This window comes from Niallia sp. FSL W8-0951 (assembly GCF_038006525.1).
In the GTDB taxonomy this organism is placed as follows: Bacteria; Bacillota; Bacilli; order Bacillales; family Cytobacillaceae; genus Niallia; species Niallia circulans.
Genome location: NZ_JBBOVK010000001.1, coordinates 1,698,907 through 1,715,802, shown reverse-complemented (window position 1 = coordinate 1,715,802; position 16,896 = coordinate 1,698,907). Strand labels below are relative to the sequence as shown.

General features: G+C 29.0%; 41 protein-coding genes. 39 read left to right on the top strand and 2 right to left on the bottom strand.

The genetic code is table 11. The features are described from left to right. Positions 1–341 precede the first annotated feature (341 nt). From NSS71_RS08595 to NSS71_RS08570, 6 genes are all read left to right on the top strand, one after another. A complete protein-coding gene (locus tag NSS71_RS08595; protein WP_341151550.1) occupies positions 342–1,250 on the top strand; it encodes a competence protein CoiA family protein in 909 nt (302 codons plus the stop codon). A 113-nt stretch (positions 1,251–1,363) separates the two neighbouring features. Next, positions 1,364–1,582, top strand: coding sequence for a hypothetical protein (locus NSS71_RS08590; RefSeq protein WP_341151549.1), 219 nt, complete (start codon positions 1,364–1,366; stop codon positions 1,580–1,582). A gap of 47 nt (positions 1,583–1,629) precedes the next feature. After that, positions 1,630–1,884, top strand: a complete 255-nt coding sequence (locus NSS71_RS08585; RefSeq protein WP_341151548.1) for a hypothetical protein — start codon at positions 1,630–1,632, stop codon at positions 1,882–1,884. Positions 1,885–2,072: 188 nt separating this feature from the next. Further along, on the top strand, positions 2,073–2,297 hold the full coding sequence (locus tag NSS71_RS08580) for a hypothetical protein (protein ID WP_341151547.1): 225 nt from the start codon (positions 2,073–2,075) through the stop codon (positions 2,295–2,297). A gap of 34 nt (positions 2,298–2,331) precedes the next feature. After that, positions 2,332–2,586, top strand: a complete 255-nt coding sequence (locus tag NSS71_RS08575) for a hypothetical protein (RefSeq protein WP_341151546.1) — start codon at positions 2,332–2,334, stop codon at positions 2,584–2,586. A gap of 34 nt (positions 2,587–2,620) precedes the next feature. Further along, positions 2,621–2,824 (top strand): hypothetical protein, encoded by a 204-nt coding sequence (locus NSS71_RS08570; protein ID WP_341151545.1) that lies wholly within the window; start codon positions 2,621–2,623, stop codon positions 2,822–2,824. An 84-nt stretch (positions 2,825–2,908) separates the two neighbouring features. Here the strand turns inward: NSS71_RS08570 and NSS71_RS08565 are convergent, their stop codons facing one another. After that, positions 2,909–3,172: a hypothetical protein gene (locus NSS71_RS08565; RefSeq protein WP_341151544.1), complete on the bottom strand. Its 264-nt coding sequence runs from the start codon at positions 3,170–3,172 to the stop codon at positions 2,909–2,911. Between the two features lie 98 nt (positions 3,173–3,270). On the opposite strand from NSS71_RS08565, the gene NSS71_RS08560 reads away from it, so the two are divergent. From NSS71_RS08560 to NSS71_RS08400, 33 genes are all read left to right on the top strand, one after another. Then, positions 3,271–3,639, top strand: coding sequence for a hypothetical protein (locus NSS71_RS08560; RefSeq protein WP_341151543.1), 369 nt, complete (start codon positions 3,271–3,273; stop codon positions 3,637–3,639). 52 nt (positions 3,640–3,691) lie between these two features. Next, positions 3,692–4,423: a tRNA(His) guanylyltransferase Thg1 family protein gene (locus NSS71_RS08555; protein WP_341151542.1), complete on the top strand. Its 732-nt coding sequence runs from the start codon at positions 3,692–3,694 to the stop codon at positions 4,421–4,423. A 3-nt stretch (positions 4,424–4,426) separates the two neighbouring features. Then, positions 4,427–4,744 carry a hypothetical protein gene (locus NSS71_RS08550; protein ID WP_341151541.1) on the top strand — a complete coding sequence of 106 codons (318 nt, stop codon included), beginning with the start codon at positions 4,427–4,429 and terminating at the stop codon, positions 4,742–4,744. Between the two features lie 63 nt (positions 4,745–4,807). After that, the gene (locus NSS71_RS08545) at positions 4,808–5,047 is read left to right on the top strand and encodes a hypothetical protein (protein ID WP_341151540.1); all 240 of its coding nucleotides are present in this window, start codon (positions 4,808–4,810) and stop codon (positions 5,045–5,047) included. A 28-nt stretch (positions 5,048–5,075) separates the two neighbouring features. Next, entirely contained in the window at positions 5,076–5,381 is a 306-nt protein-coding gene (locus tag NSS71_RS08540; RefSeq protein ID WP_341151539.1) for a hypothetical protein, read from the top strand. A gap of 250 nt (positions 5,382–5,631) precedes the next feature. Continuing rightward, positions 5,632–5,829 carry a hypothetical protein gene (locus tag NSS71_RS08535; protein ID WP_341151538.1) on the top strand — a complete coding sequence of 66 codons (198 nt, stop codon included), beginning with the start codon at positions 5,632–5,634 and terminating at the stop codon, positions 5,827–5,829. Continuing rightward, positions 5,822–6,115 carry a hypothetical protein gene (locus NSS71_RS08530; RefSeq protein WP_341151537.1) on the top strand — a complete coding sequence of 98 codons (294 nt, stop codon included), beginning with the start codon at positions 5,822–5,824 and terminating at the stop codon, positions 6,113–6,115. The genes NSS71_RS08535 and NSS71_RS08530 overlap by 8 nt, the downstream gene beginning before the upstream one ends. Positions 6,116–6,258: 143 nt before the next feature. Then, complete coding sequence (locus tag NSS71_RS08525) at positions 6,259–6,432, top strand: hypothetical protein (RefSeq protein ID WP_341151536.1); 174 nt, start codon at positions 6,259–6,261, stop codon at positions 6,430–6,432. Positions 6,433–6,538: 106 nt separating this feature from the next. After that, a complete protein-coding gene (locus NSS71_RS08520) occupies positions 6,539–6,739 on the top strand; it encodes a hypothetical protein (protein ID WP_341151535.1) in 201 nt (66 codons plus the stop codon). Positions 6,740–7,030: 291 nt separating this feature from the next. Further along, positions 7,031–7,285, top strand: a complete 255-nt coding sequence (locus NSS71_RS08515; RefSeq protein WP_341151534.1) for a hypothetical protein — start codon at positions 7,031–7,033, stop codon at positions 7,283–7,285. 244 nt (positions 7,286–7,529) lie between these two features. Next, complete coding sequence (locus tag NSS71_RS08510; RefSeq protein ID WP_341151533.1) at positions 7,530–7,799, top strand: hypothetical protein; 270 nt, start codon at positions 7,530–7,532, stop codon at positions 7,797–7,799. A gap of 75 nt (positions 7,800–7,874) precedes the next feature. Beyond that, positions 7,875–8,276 carry a hypothetical protein gene (locus tag NSS71_RS08505; protein ID WP_341151532.1) on the top strand — a complete coding sequence of 134 codons (402 nt, stop codon included), beginning with the start codon at positions 7,875–7,877 and terminating at the stop codon, positions 8,274–8,276. A 262-nt stretch (positions 8,277–8,538) separates the two neighbouring features. Continuing rightward, the gene (locus NSS71_RS08500; protein ID WP_341151531.1) at positions 8,539–8,799 is read left to right on the top strand and encodes a helix-turn-helix domain-containing protein; all 261 of its coding nucleotides are present in this window, start codon (positions 8,539–8,541) and stop codon (positions 8,797–8,799) included. Positions 8,800–8,815: 16 nt separating this feature from the next. Beyond that, entirely contained in the window at positions 8,816–9,127 is a 312-nt protein-coding gene (locus NSS71_RS08495) for a hypothetical protein (RefSeq protein WP_341151530.1), read from the top strand. 50 nt (positions 9,128–9,177) lie between these two features. Continuing rightward, positions 9,178–9,375 (top strand): hypothetical protein, encoded by a 198-nt coding sequence (locus NSS71_RS08490; RefSeq protein ID WP_341151529.1) that lies wholly within the window; start codon positions 9,178–9,180, stop codon positions 9,373–9,375. A 106-nt stretch (positions 9,376–9,481) separates the two neighbouring features. Continuing rightward, positions 9,482–10,327: a hypothetical protein gene (locus tag NSS71_RS08485; protein ID WP_341151528.1), complete on the top strand. Its 846-nt coding sequence runs from the start codon at positions 9,482–9,484 to the stop codon at positions 10,325–10,327. Between the two features lie 119 nt (positions 10,328–10,446). Further along, positions 10,447–10,656 (top strand): hypothetical protein, encoded by a 210-nt coding sequence (locus tag NSS71_RS08480; protein ID WP_341151527.1) that lies wholly within the window; start codon positions 10,447–10,449, stop codon positions 10,654–10,656. 27 nt (positions 10,657–10,683) lie between these two features. Then, positions 10,684–10,830, top strand: coding sequence for a hypothetical protein (locus tag NSS71_RS08475; RefSeq protein ID WP_341151526.1), 147 nt, complete (start codon positions 10,684–10,686; stop codon positions 10,828–10,830). A 50-nt stretch (positions 10,831–10,880) separates the two neighbouring features. Next, the gene (locus NSS71_RS08470; protein ID WP_341151525.1) at positions 10,881–11,168 is read left to right on the top strand and encodes a hypothetical protein; all 288 of its coding nucleotides are present in this window, start codon (positions 10,881–10,883) and stop codon (positions 11,166–11,168) included. Between the two features lie 92 nt (positions 11,169–11,260). Then, a complete protein-coding gene (locus tag NSS71_RS08465) occupies positions 11,261–11,458 on the top strand; it encodes a hypothetical protein (RefSeq protein ID WP_341151524.1) in 198 nt (65 codons plus the stop codon). A gap of 236 nt (positions 11,459–11,694) precedes the next feature. Then, a complete protein-coding gene (locus NSS71_RS08460) occupies positions 11,695–11,844 on the top strand; it encodes a hypothetical protein (protein ID WP_341151523.1) in 150 nt (49 codons plus the stop codon). Between the two features lie 43 nt (positions 11,845–11,887). Next, complete coding sequence (locus tag NSS71_RS08455; protein WP_341151522.1) at positions 11,888–12,379, top strand: hypothetical protein; 492 nt, start codon at positions 11,888–11,890, stop codon at positions 12,377–12,379. Positions 12,380–12,409: 30 nt separating this feature from the next. Beyond that, positions 12,410–12,634 carry a hypothetical protein gene (locus tag NSS71_RS08450; protein WP_341151521.1) on the top strand — a complete coding sequence of 75 codons (225 nt, stop codon included), beginning with the start codon at positions 12,410–12,412 and terminating at the stop codon, positions 12,632–12,634. 55 nt (positions 12,635–12,689) lie between these two features. Next, positions 12,690–12,860, top strand: a complete 171-nt coding sequence (locus NSS71_RS08445) for a hypothetical protein (protein ID WP_341151520.1) — start codon at positions 12,690–12,692, stop codon at positions 12,858–12,860. Between the two features lie 43 nt (positions 12,861–12,903). Continuing rightward, complete coding sequence (locus NSS71_RS08440) at positions 12,904–13,059, top strand: hypothetical protein (RefSeq protein WP_341151519.1); 156 nt, start codon at positions 12,904–12,906, stop codon at positions 13,057–13,059. After that, the gene (locus tag NSS71_RS08435; RefSeq protein ID WP_341151518.1) at positions 13,060–13,248 is read left to right on the top strand and encodes a hypothetical protein; all 189 of its coding nucleotides are present in this window, start codon (positions 13,060–13,062) and stop codon (positions 13,246–13,248) included. A 73-nt stretch (positions 13,249–13,321) separates the two neighbouring features. Beyond that, positions 13,322–13,504 (top strand): hypothetical protein, encoded by a 183-nt coding sequence (locus NSS71_RS08430; protein WP_341151517.1) that lies wholly within the window; start codon positions 13,322–13,324, stop codon positions 13,502–13,504. Beyond that, positions 13,497–13,730: a hypothetical protein gene (locus tag NSS71_RS08425; RefSeq protein ID WP_341151516.1), complete on the top strand. Its 234-nt coding sequence runs from the start codon at positions 13,497–13,499 to the stop codon at positions 13,728–13,730. Before NSS71_RS08430 ends, NSS71_RS08425 begins: the two co-directional genes overlap by 8 nt. 62 nt (positions 13,731–13,792) lie before the next feature. Beyond that, entirely contained in the window at positions 13,793–13,933 is a 141-nt protein-coding gene (locus NSS71_RS08420) for a hypothetical protein (protein WP_341151515.1), read from the top strand. 28 nt (positions 13,934–13,961) lie between these two features. Next, positions 13,962–14,186: a hypothetical protein gene (locus tag NSS71_RS08415; protein ID WP_341151514.1), complete on the top strand. Its 225-nt coding sequence runs from the start codon at positions 13,962–13,964 to the stop codon at positions 14,184–14,186. A gap of 36 nt (positions 14,187–14,222) precedes the next feature. After that, positions 14,223–15,008, top strand: coding sequence for an HNH endonuclease signature motif containing protein (locus tag NSS71_RS08410; RefSeq protein WP_341151513.1), 786 nt, complete (start codon positions 14,223–14,225; stop codon positions 15,006–15,008). Positions 15,009–15,060: 52 nt separating this feature from the next. Continuing rightward, a complete protein-coding gene (locus tag NSS71_RS08405; RefSeq protein ID WP_341151512.1) occupies positions 15,061–15,402 on the top strand; it encodes a hypothetical protein in 342 nt (113 codons plus the stop codon). Continuing rightward, the gene (locus NSS71_RS08400) at positions 15,402–15,701 is read left to right on the top strand and encodes a hypothetical protein (RefSeq protein WP_341151511.1); all 300 of its coding nucleotides are present in this window, start codon (positions 15,402–15,404) and stop codon (positions 15,699–15,701) included. Before NSS71_RS08405 ends, NSS71_RS08400 begins: the two co-directional genes overlap by 1 nt. A 190-nt stretch (positions 15,702–15,891) precedes the next feature. On the opposite strand, the gene NSS71_RS08395 is transcribed toward NSS71_RS08400, so the two are convergent. Continuing rightward, the gene (locus tag NSS71_RS08395) at positions 15,892–16,872 is read right to left on the bottom strand and encodes a hypothetical protein (RefSeq protein WP_341151510.1); all 981 of its coding nucleotides are present in this window, start codon (positions 16,870–16,872) and stop codon (positions 15,892–15,894) included. Positions 16,873–16,896 lie beyond the last annotated feature (24 nt).

Genomic DNA, 16,896 nt, shown 5'->3' with positions numbered 1-16,896 from the left:
AGATGTTATAATTATTATCTTATTTTAATCACCTTAAAGTGGACATTTTAAATATAAATAAATTGAAAGTAAGGGCATTTTTTAACAAACTTTGCTTTACTTTTTCGTCAATCAACCTCCTTTGAAGTCAACTGTATCAAGGGTTTAAAAGCAAAGTGGACATTTCTACTATTATATAATAAAGAAATTTGTCCACTTTCTTGAAAAGGTTACTGTATTGTTTCAGATGGGAAAATGTAATTTTCACAAGAGGTGTTTACACCGCACAACATATGAGCATCAGTCAGGTAGGGTGAAGGATAGAAGGGGGCAATAAAAATGAAAAGGAAGGTAACTAATCAATGAGAAAAGATGAAGTTAAAACTGTATATTGTTACGATGAAAATAAAAACGTCATCCATCACACGAAAGCAATCAAAGGTAATAAATATTTCTGTATCGATTGTGCAGCAGAATTAATTTGTAAGCATGGTGAAGTATATCAAAAGCACCTAGCACATAAGAATACAGATAACTGTGGAGGAACAGGAGAATCGATTGTACATAAACACTGGAAGAATAATCTGTTTGTTCCTGGAATGTTTATTAATTTATCAGAAGGTTATCATCACAACGAAGTCGAGATAATAGAAGTAATCAACAATGTATCATTAAGTAAACGTTACAACATGGACTGGGATCGAGATATTAAAGCAGATGTCATATTGATAACTGAACAAGGTGAAATTATAGTAGAAATAAATTACAAAGGAAAAAGTAAGTTTCCTAAATTGGTTGATTACTATAACACTCTTAATGTGTTAGAAGTATTTGAGGTAACTGTTCCTAGAGTAATTAATTCTACATTGAAATGGTATAGCTTAAATCAATATAACAAGGAACTTGAAGCTAAACGAAGAGAAGAAGAAAGATTAGCAGAAGAGAAACGCAAACGAGAAATATTATACAAAACTCAATCAGAATTAAGACAAAAGAGAGTGAATGAATTATATTACTCACCATCTCTACATGAAGCGTATGAAATGGGATTGTATCAAGATGAAGAAGTAGAAGTGATGATCAACTTTAAAAATAAAGTAACTCAACATGATAATACTAACTTTAGACTAATTGGAATGTATGGCACTCAAAACAATTACAATGAAATTAAATTGAACTTTGACACAGAGTTATTGGATATAAGTAAAGATGGAATTAGAATGTATCTTAAGTCAGAAGTGGAAGAGTATGCTAAGAATAAAAAGAAATAAAAAATGTAATTTATTTTTATTAAAAAGCTTTACACATACAATTGTGTGTGTTATATTTATATCAGAAGGAAATAATAAAAATAAATTATTAATATATAAGGGAGTTGTTCGAAATGTTATATAGAAAAATTGGAACCATTGATAATATATTTCAAATTCCATTTGATAAAAACCTGATAATAACCGGGAGAATAGGAAATAGCTGGTCGTATCAAATGCCAGGAGTTTTTAAGAAAAATGAAAATAAAATAGTATTCAGAAATGAACACGAAATATCTACTGTAATAGATAAAAATACAGAAATTAGTTTGAATATATTGGAAAAGATATAATCTCATCTTTTAATATAAATAAATTATAATTGAAGGGGATGGTTAAAGTGACGAAAAATGAAAAAATCAAAAGAATTAATTTTGCAATTAAAGAGACTAATGAGTTATTAACCAAAGCAATTGTATCATTTGAAAATAGTTTGAAGGTTTTAGAAATAGAAAAAGCTGAAAATTTAGAGCTAGGTAACGATGATTCTTGTAATGACCATGCGTACAAATATGTTAAAGAAAGAGAAGAAAAAGTTAATTGGTTAAAAAATCATATTAAAGATTTGGAAAATATGTTGATAAGTATAGGTTGAGTACTTTTCAACATTGATTCTGAATTACTGTTTGAAAATTATTAAAATGTAAGTTTTATCTAATGAGAAACTATTTTAAATATAATTAAATTAACAATTGAAACTTATGTATATTCGATTTATAATAGAAGTAACAAGAAAATGAAGACAAGGAAAATAAAAATAATTTACATAAAGGAGAAGTTAATATGCTTGATATTAAAAATTGCACTGATTATCTAGAGGGAAATTACTTTACTGATATTACTTTCATTTCAGAGGATCAAGGGAACATATACTTTACTGCTTATGATGAAGATGAGGATCAATTAGCCTATATCATGTTTCAATTTATGAATGATGATAGCTGCTTTGTTAATATGAAATATGCAGAAAATGAACCTTACATGACATTGGAACAGTTAGTGAAATAATCCATCATTAAATTAAAAGGAGATGTGTTAGTAAATGAATAAAATGATTAGCGAATTGATGATAATGGAAACAGAAAAAGAGCAGACAGAAATTAAACTCAGAGAGCAAATTAAAAGTATTAGAAATACTCTTGATAATCTAGAAAGAAAATTAGACAGCAATGAAAATTTTTATGAATTTGATGGGCTGCAAGGAAACGGGAATAATATAGATTTATATTTTACTAAAATTGTGACTTATGATAAAGCTATTTCTAGATTTAAAGATTATATTGAAAAGTCTCGATGAAATAAGGATTTTAATTAAAGAGGAGAATGTAAAAATGGAAATGACAAAAGAGAATCTATTTGAAGTATTAGTGGAATTCTTTGGGTTAAATGATTCAGATGGGACTTATGTTTATGACTTAACTAGAGTTAAAGAAGCTTACTCAGTAGGTACGATGACGATGGATGATTTCGTGGAATTTGATGAAGAGAGATGTGATGAATTAGCAAATTATCTTTGGGATAAGTTTTCTAAATAGTTATTATAAAATGAATCATTTAAAGTAATTCAGAATTAGATATGCAAATTTAGTATTTACTCTACATATCTAATTCTTATAATTTTATATTAATTTAACTGAATGGGATACTTTCAATGTTTTACCAGTGGCATCTTTAAGAGCTTCTCTTAGATTGCCCATTAAAATATCTTTAAGAATTTCATCATTGCCTACAAAAAGTCCACAAGTCATATTACCTAAGTTTATTGCTTTCTTTTCAATTTCTTTTCTTTCGTCAGGATGAAGAATGTAACCACCTGTAAATTCTTCAGTGAATTTATAAACATCTATCATTGTTTGGGCTTGCAATTGATATTCTGGTTTCATAATATCATCTCCTTCTATATGATAATCTATAAGCTATCACAACATGAAGGTGAAGGAAAGAAAAAGTTATAATTTAATCTATAAAAGGAGTGTTTTAATTGGATTATAAAAGAGAATATTTTTGTGAATGGATGAAAGATGAGAAGTATGAAAAAGCCCTATTGCTTTGGCTTTGGTATGATTATCAAACTGAAACTTATGACCTTTCACTATGGGGAATTATGCCATCAAAATTTGATGAAACAATGGTAGTATTTAATAATTATGAAGCTAAGAAATTAAGTTCTATTAATGCAGAAAGAGTAAGAAGAGAAATGAATAGTATTGCCGATAAACACGAAATAGATTATGAAACAATGATATTGGCAAAGAATGATTCATTCAGAGGAAGAATGAAAATGCAAGCAAGATTAGAATTATATTTAGAGTATGAGAAAATGGGAAAGTTTAATTTTATTAATAGCTAATGAAATTACAGTTTTAAAAAAAATAAATTACAATTAAAAAGGAGATTTGTAAATGGATAAGTTCGGAGATAGAATGAAAGATTATGAGAATGCTTATAGAATCAATTTGCCAAAGAGATTGCCAATTGTATTAAGAATTGATGGCACGCACTTTCATACATATACAAAAGGAATGAAAAAGCCATTTGATGAGGATATAACTAATGCCTTCTGGGAAACTTGTAAGTATCTAGCTAAGAATATCATGGGATGTAAAATTGTTTATCATCAATCAGATGAAATTAGTTTACTGCTTACTAACTATGATAAATTAACAACTCAATCATGGTTTGATAACAACTTACAAAAGTTAGTCTCCGTATCGGCATCTATGGCTACTGCTAAATTTAATGAGGTGATGAGAGAAAGATACCCAGAGAAATCATTAGCTACATTTGATAGTAGAGCGTGGGTATTACCTCATGATGAAGTATGTAATTACTTTTTATGGAGACAACAAGATGCAACTAAGAATAGTATTTCAATGGTTGCGCAAGCTAAATTTCCACATAAGCAATTACAAGGATTAAATGGTAAACAAATGCAGGATAAACTAATGCTAGAAAAAGGTGTTAACTGGAATGATATTCCTGTTTGGCAAAAGAGGGGAGTTTGTATTACTAAACAGTATTTTGAAAAGAATGGGGCTTTAAGAAGTACATGGGGAGTCGATCATGAAACGCCTGTTTTCTCACAAGATAGAAATTACATTGAGCAATATGTTTACTTAGAGAAAGGAGAATAAACTATGGCTAAAATTGAATTAACCGTAAAACAAATTATGAATCTAGGGTTATGGGATAAAGTTTGTGATTATAAGGGTTGGGAACCATGGATTCTTAATGAAGGGAGAATAGATGAGAATGAATTAGTGGAGTTTGATGATGAATTTAAGAAAGAAGAAAAAGAAATAAATCTCCATGAAGCAATAGACTTAATGTTAGCGGGTTCAGATATAAAAGTGTTATTTAATAATGGGAATTATCGTTATATAGGTTTATGTGATGATTTAGGAAACCTTACTTTCTCAGAATTACTTGATGTTAAATTGTACTTAGTACGATAAGGATGATAAATGTACGATTTTATGCGATATAAAAAAATTGATATTATAAAGGAGGAATATGTTGTGATCAATATAAATGAAATTTTTGATAAAATTTATGATTCTATAACAAGTGCACTTACTGATGGGTATGATACAGAAAAAATACTAATTTCACAAGAAGTATATGATGCATTTAAACAAGAAAGTGAAAGAGCATTCGGTTCAGGTAATGGTGAATTTGACCACTTAGTAGGGTATCCAGTAGAAATTAATAATGATATAGATAATTATATGGTAGTAGTTAAGGAAATGACTTTATAAAAATAAATTATAATAGAGGTGCGATGAATTGGAAAAGAAAGAAATTTCTATATTAGGAAGTATGGATTATTCTACACTTCTGCAACAGATAGTTGCCACTAATGCTATTAATAAGTCTAAATTGACTAAAAAACAATTAGAGAAAAGAGAACGAGAATCAAAAAAGCGTGAAGAAATAAGAGTAAGAAAGGCAAAAGTAATAAATAATATTTGTCCTGATTGTGAAGGTAAATTATCTAGAGGTAAGAAAGAAAAGAAATTAAATTACGAAAGAACTTGGAAATGTAATTCTTGTGAATTTTCATTCAAGAGTAATGGTGAAAAGGTTATATAAAGTGCCTTTAAAAGGAGAGTGAAATAAGAGTGAAAGAGATATTAATTGGATTAAAATACTTATCTTATATATCGTTATTCATATTATTTATGTTATACATGTATTTAAATTTCCCTGTCTTTTTCGGTATAGTAACATTGTTAATGATAATTGTCATTATTGCTTTAATACTAGGATGGGCAGTAAAATCAATTAGAGGCGACTATGATTGAAAGTAAATAAAAATAATTTAACGAAAAGGAATGATTAAATGGAATTTAGTGAATTAGTAACAAAAAGTTTTCAATTAAAATTAACAATTAATGAGGCAATAGATTTATGGAGAATAGTCAGTGAAGCAGAAAGAAATGGAAATCAATCAGCAAGTAAATTTGTTAACGAGTTATATTCCTTTGCAGAAGACTCTAATCATTACATAGAAAAATACAAGGATGATTTAGATGCGTAAACCTAAGAAAGAATCAACTAAAGATAGATATAGCGTTTTAGAAGGTAATCCATCAAGAGAAGAACGTATACAAGCCTTATTGAATGGCAATATCATTCAAGTAGATACTCATAGAACTATGTATTATAAGCTAGACAAGTATCATAAATTACGTTTTAGCTATACAAATCATCCTGACAGTTTTCATCCTTTTCATGAAGGATTTAATTACTATCATGTGCTAGATGATTATGATTTACCAGGAGGAAATAGAAAGAAGAGAATTATTATTCTTGAGGACAAATAAAAAAGAAGATGCTATAAACTCTTCTGATACTATTATATTTTGGTTAATAGTTGTGTATGCAAAGGGTATTAGAAATGGTAAGGGAATCTGGTATTTAATTAGTACATCAGATAATTATTGATTATTAATACAGGAGTGAATTTATGGAAGAATATAGATACATGTCAATTGATGAATCTGAATTTATAGATGATTATTATAAGGGGATTAAGCTTTATAAATTAGATCAATTAGGTAAAGAAGGATGGGAATTCGTTTCTGTAATTAATGGTGAATGTATTTTTAAAAAGAAACTTGAAGATGAATCCGCTTTATAAAGTATACCGTAACACTAAACGAAACGTGTAGAAATCGTGATCAGGTGGAAGGTACTTTAAAAGAAATTAAGTTAAGAAAGGTTTACGATTAATTGAAGGTGATCAAATGAAAAAGAGTAAACAAGACGATGAACTAATACAATTATTGCTGGACAAACCAAAGTATAAATACTTAGAAAAAGAAGGATATTTGGAAGTTAGTACAAAGGAATTCGGAAATATTTTAGTACTTGAGAAAAGTTCATTGCAACCTAGGAAATTTAATAATAAAGCTGAAGCATATGAGTACATTAATGGGAATTTATAGGCGTTAACAAAGTAATAAATATAACATATCCCAAAAGTGTTATAGATAACTACTATTCATTAAAAGGAGGGAAGTAAACTATTGTTTTCTAAAAAGTGTCCATATTGCAGAGGTAAGAATTTATATTTAAAACAAACTTCTCTTGTTGTGAAATACGGTTGTCGTGATTGTGACAAAAAAGTAAAACTTATGAGAGAAAATGGTATGAGTGACAAAGATATTATGAAAGTAATTAAGTAACCATACGAAACAACTGCTTAGATAACTATTATGAGGTAATGAGGTGTTAATTTGAGCAGCTTTATATCTAAACAACCAAATGGATTATATTGTCGCTTCTCCACTGTAGTAGACTGTCCCACACATTGGAATATGACAAGAGAAGATTATCTAAATAATGTTTCAGGAACAGTCAGAAACAGGGATGAAGGGGAACTAATCTTACGTGACCATTTACTGCCTTTTACAGAAATCATAGAGCGTTTTGTTCCTAATAATATGTGTCAGAAAGAATTTGATAATTTACTATTAATAATGAGTAGATGACAATTAATTAATAACTTGAAGAGAAAAAGTAGATGAATAGTAAGAAAACTAATTTACATATTGCTAAACTTTTAGGAAATGATTGAAATTAATAAAAAAAGAAGAGTCTCTCGCACCGGCTGGGTTTATCCCACTCAGATGCCGGATTGAGCTCTTCTTAGGTATATTGTATTAGAAAATGATTCGTATGTAAAGGATAAATTTACTAGTAAAAGAGTAGTACTTATTATAGGAGGATGTTAATTTGAATCAAATAGAAGTGCTTAGATTTAATAATCAAGAAGATTATGATCAATGGTTAGATAATCTCAATCAAGAGACAAGAATTTTAATGAATAAAACTTATCGATATTACATAAATGAATGTTCAACCACTGGAGCAAAAGAAATTTTTAGAGATTGGTGGAATGGTACTTCTATATCTAATGAAGAATATAAGAACAGATATAGCAAGGAAGATTATAAACAAGCTGAAGATTGCGTATTAGAAGCTTGTAGTAGAGGATTCGGATAAAACCCATGTTTTAAAACATTTTTTAGTCCGTTTTTACCGTTTTATGGTAGTATAAAGCTAAAAAGGGAGAAAAATATGGACACATATTCAGTGAGAGAAGAGTTAATTAGAGTTATTGAAAGACACTTTCCGAATGTGAACTTTAAGTTTAATGAAAAAGAAAGGCTTTCACATAGAAGAATAAATGCTAAGCCATATTCTAATAAGAAGCGTTGGATAATGCTAGATGCAAATGAGAATTACTTACATGTTACTTTTGATCATCTAAAAGGAGACATTAGTGAACAAGAATTAAAGAATTTAAATATTACTTATAAAGGCAAAGAGTTTAAAGAGAAAACAAGAATACATTTAAATGATAATGAAGATGCTGTAGAATTGTATGTATTTGAAAATGAAATTCCAGAATTCAATAACTCTAAATTTATTGAATTCTTACACAAACATTATTCATCATATGTTAGAAGGGTTAGTTAATATGAATAGATACTTTGATCCTGGAACTAGACCAGGGGGATAAATTCCTATGGACAGCAATCTTTTATTTAGCTAAAATATTAAAGAACTAACTCCAAAATAGTTCATCTGCAATAAGAACGTAATTCATGGGCGTGAGTTGCGTTCTATTTATATAGTATTTAATAAAAATAAATTATAAAAAAAGTGAATTTAATTGGAAAATACTATTGTGTTTATAACTTATATGTTATAAAATATTATTTAGAAAGTAATTAAGAAGGTGAATGAACTGGATTTTTCAAAATTAGATGAAGAAAACAAAAAAGACTTTGAGCAATATTATTTAGAGTTTTATAAAAATTGTGTTGTTCAGATTAGAAAGAGAATGGTAGAGTTGGATGTTACACAGAAAGAAATTGAGGAAATAACAGGTCTAAAGCAGCCGGTAATATCAAGATTATTGAATATGGATGTTATTCCTAGACTGGACACACTTCTAAAGGTAACTTGTGCATTAGGTATTGATATTGAATTAAAGTAGAAAGGGAGGGAAATGTATGGAAAATGAATTTGTTCAACTGATGAAAAGGCTCGATGAATCAGATATTGAAGAAGCACAAAACAGAGACTTTGACCATATGACGTATGCTTTAAAAGATTTTACTCAAACTCTATATGATTTGCTTGGTTCGGTTGATGAAGGCGAAGAAACGGGGGTGACGAAAAAGGACATAAGAAAAAGAAAGGCTATATTAGATACGGCTTTCACATATCTATACGCATCTGCTGATGACATAAGAAAATTTCTTGAAAATGAATATGCGGAAGAGTTGAATAAACCTCAATTCAAGCACCTTAAACAACTCTGAATAAAACTGCTCATTTATCTCACAGATTAAAACAATAGGAGGTTCTTAAAATGAAAAAGATAAAAATAATAAGCACAATTTCAATGTCACTTACTGAAGGAGATATGTATGAAGTAATTAAACAGAGTGAATGGAAGGATGATGACGGGAATTTGAATATCTCAATCACTGTTTTAGATAATGAAGGCGATGAGATGTTGATTGTAAATAATGATGAAGCTAAATACCAATATATTAATGTTATGTAATGTGTTAAAACAAGTCTTTTATGCGGAAGTAAGGTGGAATAAATATGGAATATCCATACGGTGGAAATTGGATATAAACTAGATTAGGATGGGAGGCTACTACACTATGTTGCAAGCATTGTTGGAAGAGGCAGGAATACATCCTGATTATATAACAAAGCTCAAAACAGAAAAATTAAAAAGTAGCGATTATTTATATGATGTGTACGATTATATCAATAAACAATCAAATTATTTAGTTCCGGTTGATAAGATAAAAGGTATTAGTACATGTAGAAGTACTGTTGGTGTATCATGGTTTGATAATCTAGATAATTACAAAGAACATAATATTGAAGAGAAGACGGTATTTCTATTTTTAGACAAGATTCAGAATGAACCAATTAGTAAATTACATGAGTCTTTTACTTCAGGGGAATATTCAAGAGAGATTAAATTTTACTATTTTGTAGATGATGATGAGTTTTATACAGTTACAGGAGGAAGTCACAGAACACTATTTGCCAAGATTACTAACAGTCAATATATTTTATCAGATATAGAAGTTTTTAAAAAGAATCCTATAAAAGCTAAAAATTATGCTAGATATAAGGATGCAAGAGACGGGCTATTCAAAGTTATTGCGAAGTATAACCTTGAAATGATAAAGGATGATAAATATAATTCGGTGCTTGATGATACATTCTTTATTGAATATAAGGAAAAGATATTAAAATACATAGAAATCCCTAAAGTGTATAATTACTCTAATACAGAATCTATTAATGAATCAGTTTCCATTATAAACAAAGAAATAAGCTATTTAGAAGATTTATTTAACACAGTCTTGTTTGTATCAAAAATTCCTAAAATATTTCGTAGTATGTACATTAATTATAAGCTTTATTTTGATAAATTTAATTTATATAAGAATGTCAAATATTTAGTTGAATCAGATTGGAAGATTAATTAATTATTATTTTTCGATATATAGATGTTTTGTTTGATTTACACATCAATGAAGAGTGAGAGAAACAATAAAATGACAATTTGAATGTATTTTATATCTATTAACTAAAAGGGGAATCAATTATGAGTAACATTGAATCTGTATTAAATTTTATAACTAAAAACCCTTCACAATACTATTGTGATGATTGTCTATCAGAAGTATTGTCTATAACTCCTAGGCAACAAATTAATCAAATCTGTCGCAAATTAGAAAAAGGGAATACTTTAATAAGAGAAGTTGATCAATGTTCTAATTGCTCAAAAGATAAAATTCTTAATAAAGTTAGATAAAAGAAATATTTTAAGAAGTGTTTTTTAATGAGAGAATTATATGAAGTTGTCTCTAGAATAGATAAAGGATTATCAAAAGAAGATATCACAACTATTATAAATATCGCTGATGAAATGCCTAACGAATTCCAAGAAATGATGCGAGAAAAAGAACGTGTTATGTATGGTTTATAATTTCTTTAAAGAATTACTAGATAGAAAAAAATTTGAGAAGGTGGATTAATATGTATACAGCGATTGTAGAATTTGATGGGTTGACCGAAGTTTATCATATGACTGAATATAACAAGGAAATAAAAGATGCTATTGAATATTTAAATACTTATGGTGAAGATTCGGTGGTTTTTGTTTCAAAAGGGGAGGTTGTTGAGGTATCTTATGAAGTATTTACCTTAGAATCAATAATCAAGAGATTTGAAGATAGCGAGTTTTTTGAGGCATATTGTGATGAGTCTGAAAGAGAATTGATGGAGAATTATAAGAAGTTATTAAGAAAAATAGAAATAAAATAACACTCTAATTTTAAATATAAATAAATTGAAATTAATGCGTGTATGGTGATATAATCTATTTATAAAATAAATTAAATTCAGGTGATTATATCATGAAAGCATATGCATTGCTTATTAGACGTTATACAGATGAATTTCAGGAAGCAGCCTGGCATTCATCACATAGTTTTGACACCTTAGAATCAAGTTATAATGCAAAAATTGACCGAATACAGCAGAGATTATATAGGGAGTATGGTCTAGATACATCGACATTTATTGCGCTTAAAGAGCAAGCTATGACTTTTTAAATAAAAATAAATTAAATAATAGGAGTTGGTTTAAATGGGTATTTTGTTTCTTGCACCAGTAATGTTGATTAGTTTGTTTATTGGGATTGGTATTTGTGAGAAGAAGGAAATCAAACTAGATGAGAAAATAATTAAATTATTTGAAGAATGAGATGTTTTTGTAGAAGTGGACTATTAACAATGTTATAGCACATTTGTTTTTCTTTTAGGCAAGAATACTTTGGGAGGTTATTTAATTGAGTAGAAAATGTCCAACTTGTGAGTTAATTAAAACAAAAGGAATATTTATAGATGGTGTATGTGACAAACATCCAAATGGTCAAAAAGATCCTTTTTTCAAAGGGTTTAGTTGGTTTAAGAAGAAAGTTAATCATGTTAAAAACTAAGTTTTATTGAAAATAAATTAAAAAATAAGGGAGATTGAGTTAAATGGGAATGTATACGGGATTACGCTTTAAGGGTATTGTAAAACCAGAATATCGGGAAATGATTAAAGAAATTAATGACGGTGCTGACTGGAGCGACTTTGCGGAAAAGTTTCCATTTTTAACGAATTATGCAAGTTTAGATAGAGCCGAGTTTATTCCTAGAGGTTCACTTGCTTATATGCCCGATTCTTGGGAAGAAGGAAAGTTTCCTAACCAAGAAGCTACAGATGGATTTGAAAGAAATATTGATTTGAAAACAGGATATTGGACTTTTCAATGTAGCCTTAAAAACTATAATCAAGAAATGCAACAATTCTTCAGTGAAGTACTACTAGAAATTATCGACTCTGTAGACCATATAGAGTATTACTATGAAGAATGGGCTAGAAGTAAATTCTACGAACTGAAAGATGGTAAAATTGTTAATAGTGATAGAAAAGGAATTCTCTATGGCTATGAAGGTGAAGAAGAAAACAGTTATTGGGGTTATTAAATTAAAATTCTAATTTTATACAGAGGGGAAATGATGAATATGAATATTGAAACAAAAAGATATGATGTTACTGAAATGTATATTGAAGATAAAAGCTACAGAGTTGTAATGGATTTTATTAAAGAAAAACGGAAAGAGGGTTTTCTTGCAACTAATCCTGTAACTTATTACGGAAAGTATGGCAACGAAGAAGATAAAACGTGGCATAGTACATTGACTAAAAAAGTAGAATTTAAACACTTTACGATTGGATAAAATGTTGATTTTAAATAAAAATAAATGTAATAGGTGACTTATGACGGTTGATGAAATGATCGATAATATCCAGGAAGGGCAGATAGCTAAAGCAACATATCAATTTGCTACTTGGTACGTAATCATGAGTGATGGCGAATTATATTACTGTAACAAGTATGGCGAGAAGATAAAGAAAGCTATGGTTTCTTATTGGAATGTTCAGGCTGAGTGGGAACTATTATAAAGGAAGAGTAGATAACTATTATGAATAGAAATGAGGTAGCTAAATGACTGAACAAGAGTTAAAAGAAATTGAATCAATTATTAAAGAAATGCCTGAATCTTGGTTTTTCCATGAACAAGCAAATTCTCTCATTAATACAGTTAAAGAACTGAAAGAAGAGAATCAACAACTTGAAACAGAATTAATGATATTGAGATAAATGAATAAAAGACAAAAGAAGAAATTACTATGTCGAGCAATCAGAGAACTTAATAATGATGTCGCAAAAGACTTAGGAGAACCAAGAATAACTGATAAAGCAGTTTTGGAAGTATACAAAAGAATTAAAAATGATAAACGAGCAGTAGACCAAACAATAATGGATTACAAAGTATATATCTTGTGGTAAAAATAACTGATGCACAGTACGAAACAACGGTGTAATAGATAACAACTGCGACATATAGAAAGGATGGTTACTAGTGAGATTAAAATTAAAAGATAAACATGGTATTGAAATAAACGTAGGTAACAAAGTCCTTTTTAAAGGTAATTTATATGATATTGATGTAAACCCATTTAATTCAAGACTAGTCATTGATAATGACTGTGGTCAAGAATATTTAGAATATGTCCATTCTGAATGTGAAGTCGTTAGTGCGTAGTTCAAAACTAATATGTGGCAAGAAAGGAAGGGGTATTACTGAAAAATTAGAAGGGATTATCGCTAAACATACAGACTTGGATAACGATTTATCTATGGATGATAAGACTTGGCTAATACAAACTGTTGACCAACTAATCAAAGAAAATGAGTGTATGAAATTAAAAATAAAGAATCAAAGAATGGAACTCCATAAATATCAAACAGATAAGTTAATGGGATGGTAATTCTCAATAAGAAAATAACTTACATTAAAAATCTCATTTTAATAAAAAAGGGAGAGGTAAATATGAGAGTTTATGAATTAATAGCATTACTACAGAAAGAGCCACAATTTAACAAGGTAAAGATTGATGATGGACAGTATGTGAATGATATTGAAGAAGTAGAAACTGATCATAGAGACTATACGATTATCAGACCATTATAGAAAAAATGAGATTAGGAAGTGAATTAGTATGAAAGAAGTTTATCATTGTTATTTAAACGGAAGTTTCTACGGGGCTGGCAGCAAAGAGTATATGAAAGAATTATTTATTGATTATGTGGTTACATGCGAAATGTACGGTAAGGATAAGTGTAGTTTTGAAATAGTTAAGAAGGATTTAAATAAAGTTAGAAAGAAAATAATCTTTGAAACTATAAATGATAACAAAGATGCATTGAGTCAATCGGAAGATTAATTAGAATCTAATATATAATAGGAAGGGGGGTTATCTATGAAAGAATGTGCGGTTGATGGATGTAAAGAAGTTCAAGTTTCAAAAGGTTATTGTAAAAAACATTATCGCATTTACAATAAATACGGCAATCCTTTAACAGAACCTAAGAGAAAAGTGACTAGTATGAAGTCAAGTGGAAAGGTAGTTATAATTGAAGATGTTGAATACAAAAGATGCAATGTATGTGATGAATTAAAAGAACTGACTCAGTATTACAGTAGTGAAAAAGAAAGTAAAAGTAAGGGGAAATACACTTATTATCATCCAGAATGTAAAGCCTGTGCTATAAAAAGAGCTAGAGGTTGGTATGTATCAAATCCAGAAAAAGTGAAAGTTTCCTCAGATAAATATGCTGCAAAAGAAAATGTTAAAATTAGAAGAAGAAAGAGAGCATCTCAAGCTAGAGAAGAAGGAAAGTATAAAGAATGGCAAAAAATGAATAAAAATAAATTATATAATTACGGATTAGAAAGAAGAATGCATAAGGAACATGCTATATCCGATACTGAATGGTTTGAGTGCCTTGATTTCTTTAATAATAGTTGTGCGTATTGTGGAATCAGTGAGGGAATGGCGTTTGAACTATATGGACAATTACTACATAAAGAACATTTAGAACATGATGGAGCAAATGATATTACTAATTGTGTGCCAGCATGTAAGAGTTGTAATGGTTCTAAACATACTTTTCAATTCAATGATTGGTTTCAAGAAGGAAATCCAGTATATAACAAAAGAAGGTATAATAAGATTGTTAAATGGATATTAAGTTTTTCTAAATAAATGATTGATTTGATTATAAATAATTGACACAAATAAAGAGGAGGGTGTATACATGTGCAAAGGTACTACCAATTGGGAAGATGTACATATTATTCCGGTAGAAAAGATTCCTAATGAAACGTTTGATAAGCTCAATAAAGGTTGGGTGTTATCTCATGGAGGAATACCAGTTGACTCCTGTATTGGAGAAGAAATGGAAGAATTAATTGTTAAAGGGATTTATACGTTAGGCTGCTGTTGTGGTCATGGATCAATGCAATCAAATGCATTAGCAAGTTCAACCGAATGTCATAAACTAATTAAATTAGGATATAATGTAAAAACGTTTAAAGATGGAATTGTTATCTTTAATTTAAAAAGTGGTACACAAGATGAATGGGAAGGTGTACTCTAGTGCACAAAAACAAGAATATTGATTATGCTGTTAGTTTTAAAATGGATATAATTAACGCAATCGAAAATGAAGAATCTCCTTTATTAAGCGAGAAGGACGTTAACGTTATGGACTGGCTAATTAATCAAGCTAAAAAGGCAGAGTTTTACGAATCAGCATTGCTGCGAATAGGTGAAAATAAAGTGAATGACCCACAAGAACATGCTTTTATGACTATATTTGAAGGTAAACAAATTTATGAACAATTCCCATCTGAGAGAAAAAATAAATTACATAGAAAAGGAGTAAAAGATGAATGATCTAACTGTATACATTAGTACTGAAATTTTAGCTAAGTACGATAATTATATTGTATTAGCTGTATATATGGATGGTAAGTTTTCAAATACATTGACTATAGATTTAAACTCACTATAAAAACAGACTTTTAAATGGAGAAAGCTGACTATAAGGGTAAATAAAGTCCTAAAGTCAGCTTGAGAATATTAATTAATCATATTGTTTATACCTAGAAAATTTATATAAGAATTCCCAATATTCATCAGCAAAACCACTTTCTGCCCATAATTCACCGTAAGCATCAATATGTGCTTGTATAATTTGCTTTTTAGTCTTTCCTGGAGCGGTATACCAAGGAATCTTCTTACTCATTCTTTGAGTGATTTGGTAGTGATAATTGTATTTTGGTATGAAAATAGCTAACATTTTACCACTACTTGTACCTAGTTTACTAGCAAATCTCTTTTCAAAAATATGATGTCTTTCCCATCCTTTTCCTTTATAATTTTTAGGAGCAGAAATATTTTGTAGAGCGCTATATTTTCTTATACCTTTAGATAGCGCAGGTTTAAGTACAGTAGTGCTACCTTCTATCATTCTCTTAACGCCACTTACAGCAGGTATACCTGGGAATACAACAGCGGCTCCATCAGCAACTACCCAAAAACCATTCCAAAAAGTTTTGTTCTTCTTGTATTCTTTTAAAGATAAAGTAAAACTAGCAATATCAAAAATTGTATCTACTGCGAACAAACTGACATCAGAATTAATTGGAGCTTCTATTAACTGAGTAGATAGATAATATTTTACTTGTTGGATATTGCCTTCCAAATCAGTATAGTTTAATAGTAAACCATTGGTTGGTTTAAATTTAGGATTGAGATTTTTTATTTCTTGTAATTCACTTGGCTCAAGAGAAACTAATTCATAAGATGCGTTAATATCATCACTTGATAATATCAAATCATCTAAATAGCCATTCAATGAGAGTGGAGTAATTTGTTCTCCTAAGATTAAAGATGATGTTTCTTTGTCAATAGTTCCAAAAGTAATTTTTAATTGATTGCTAACTGGAACTGTATTACTCCGGATTTGATTTTCGTTTGCGGAAATACTTGATGGTAATAAAGAGAAACATAAAAAAACTATAGATATGGTTACTAAAAGGAATTTTATACTTTTATTCTTCATTATAACCTCCAAATTGGTAATATT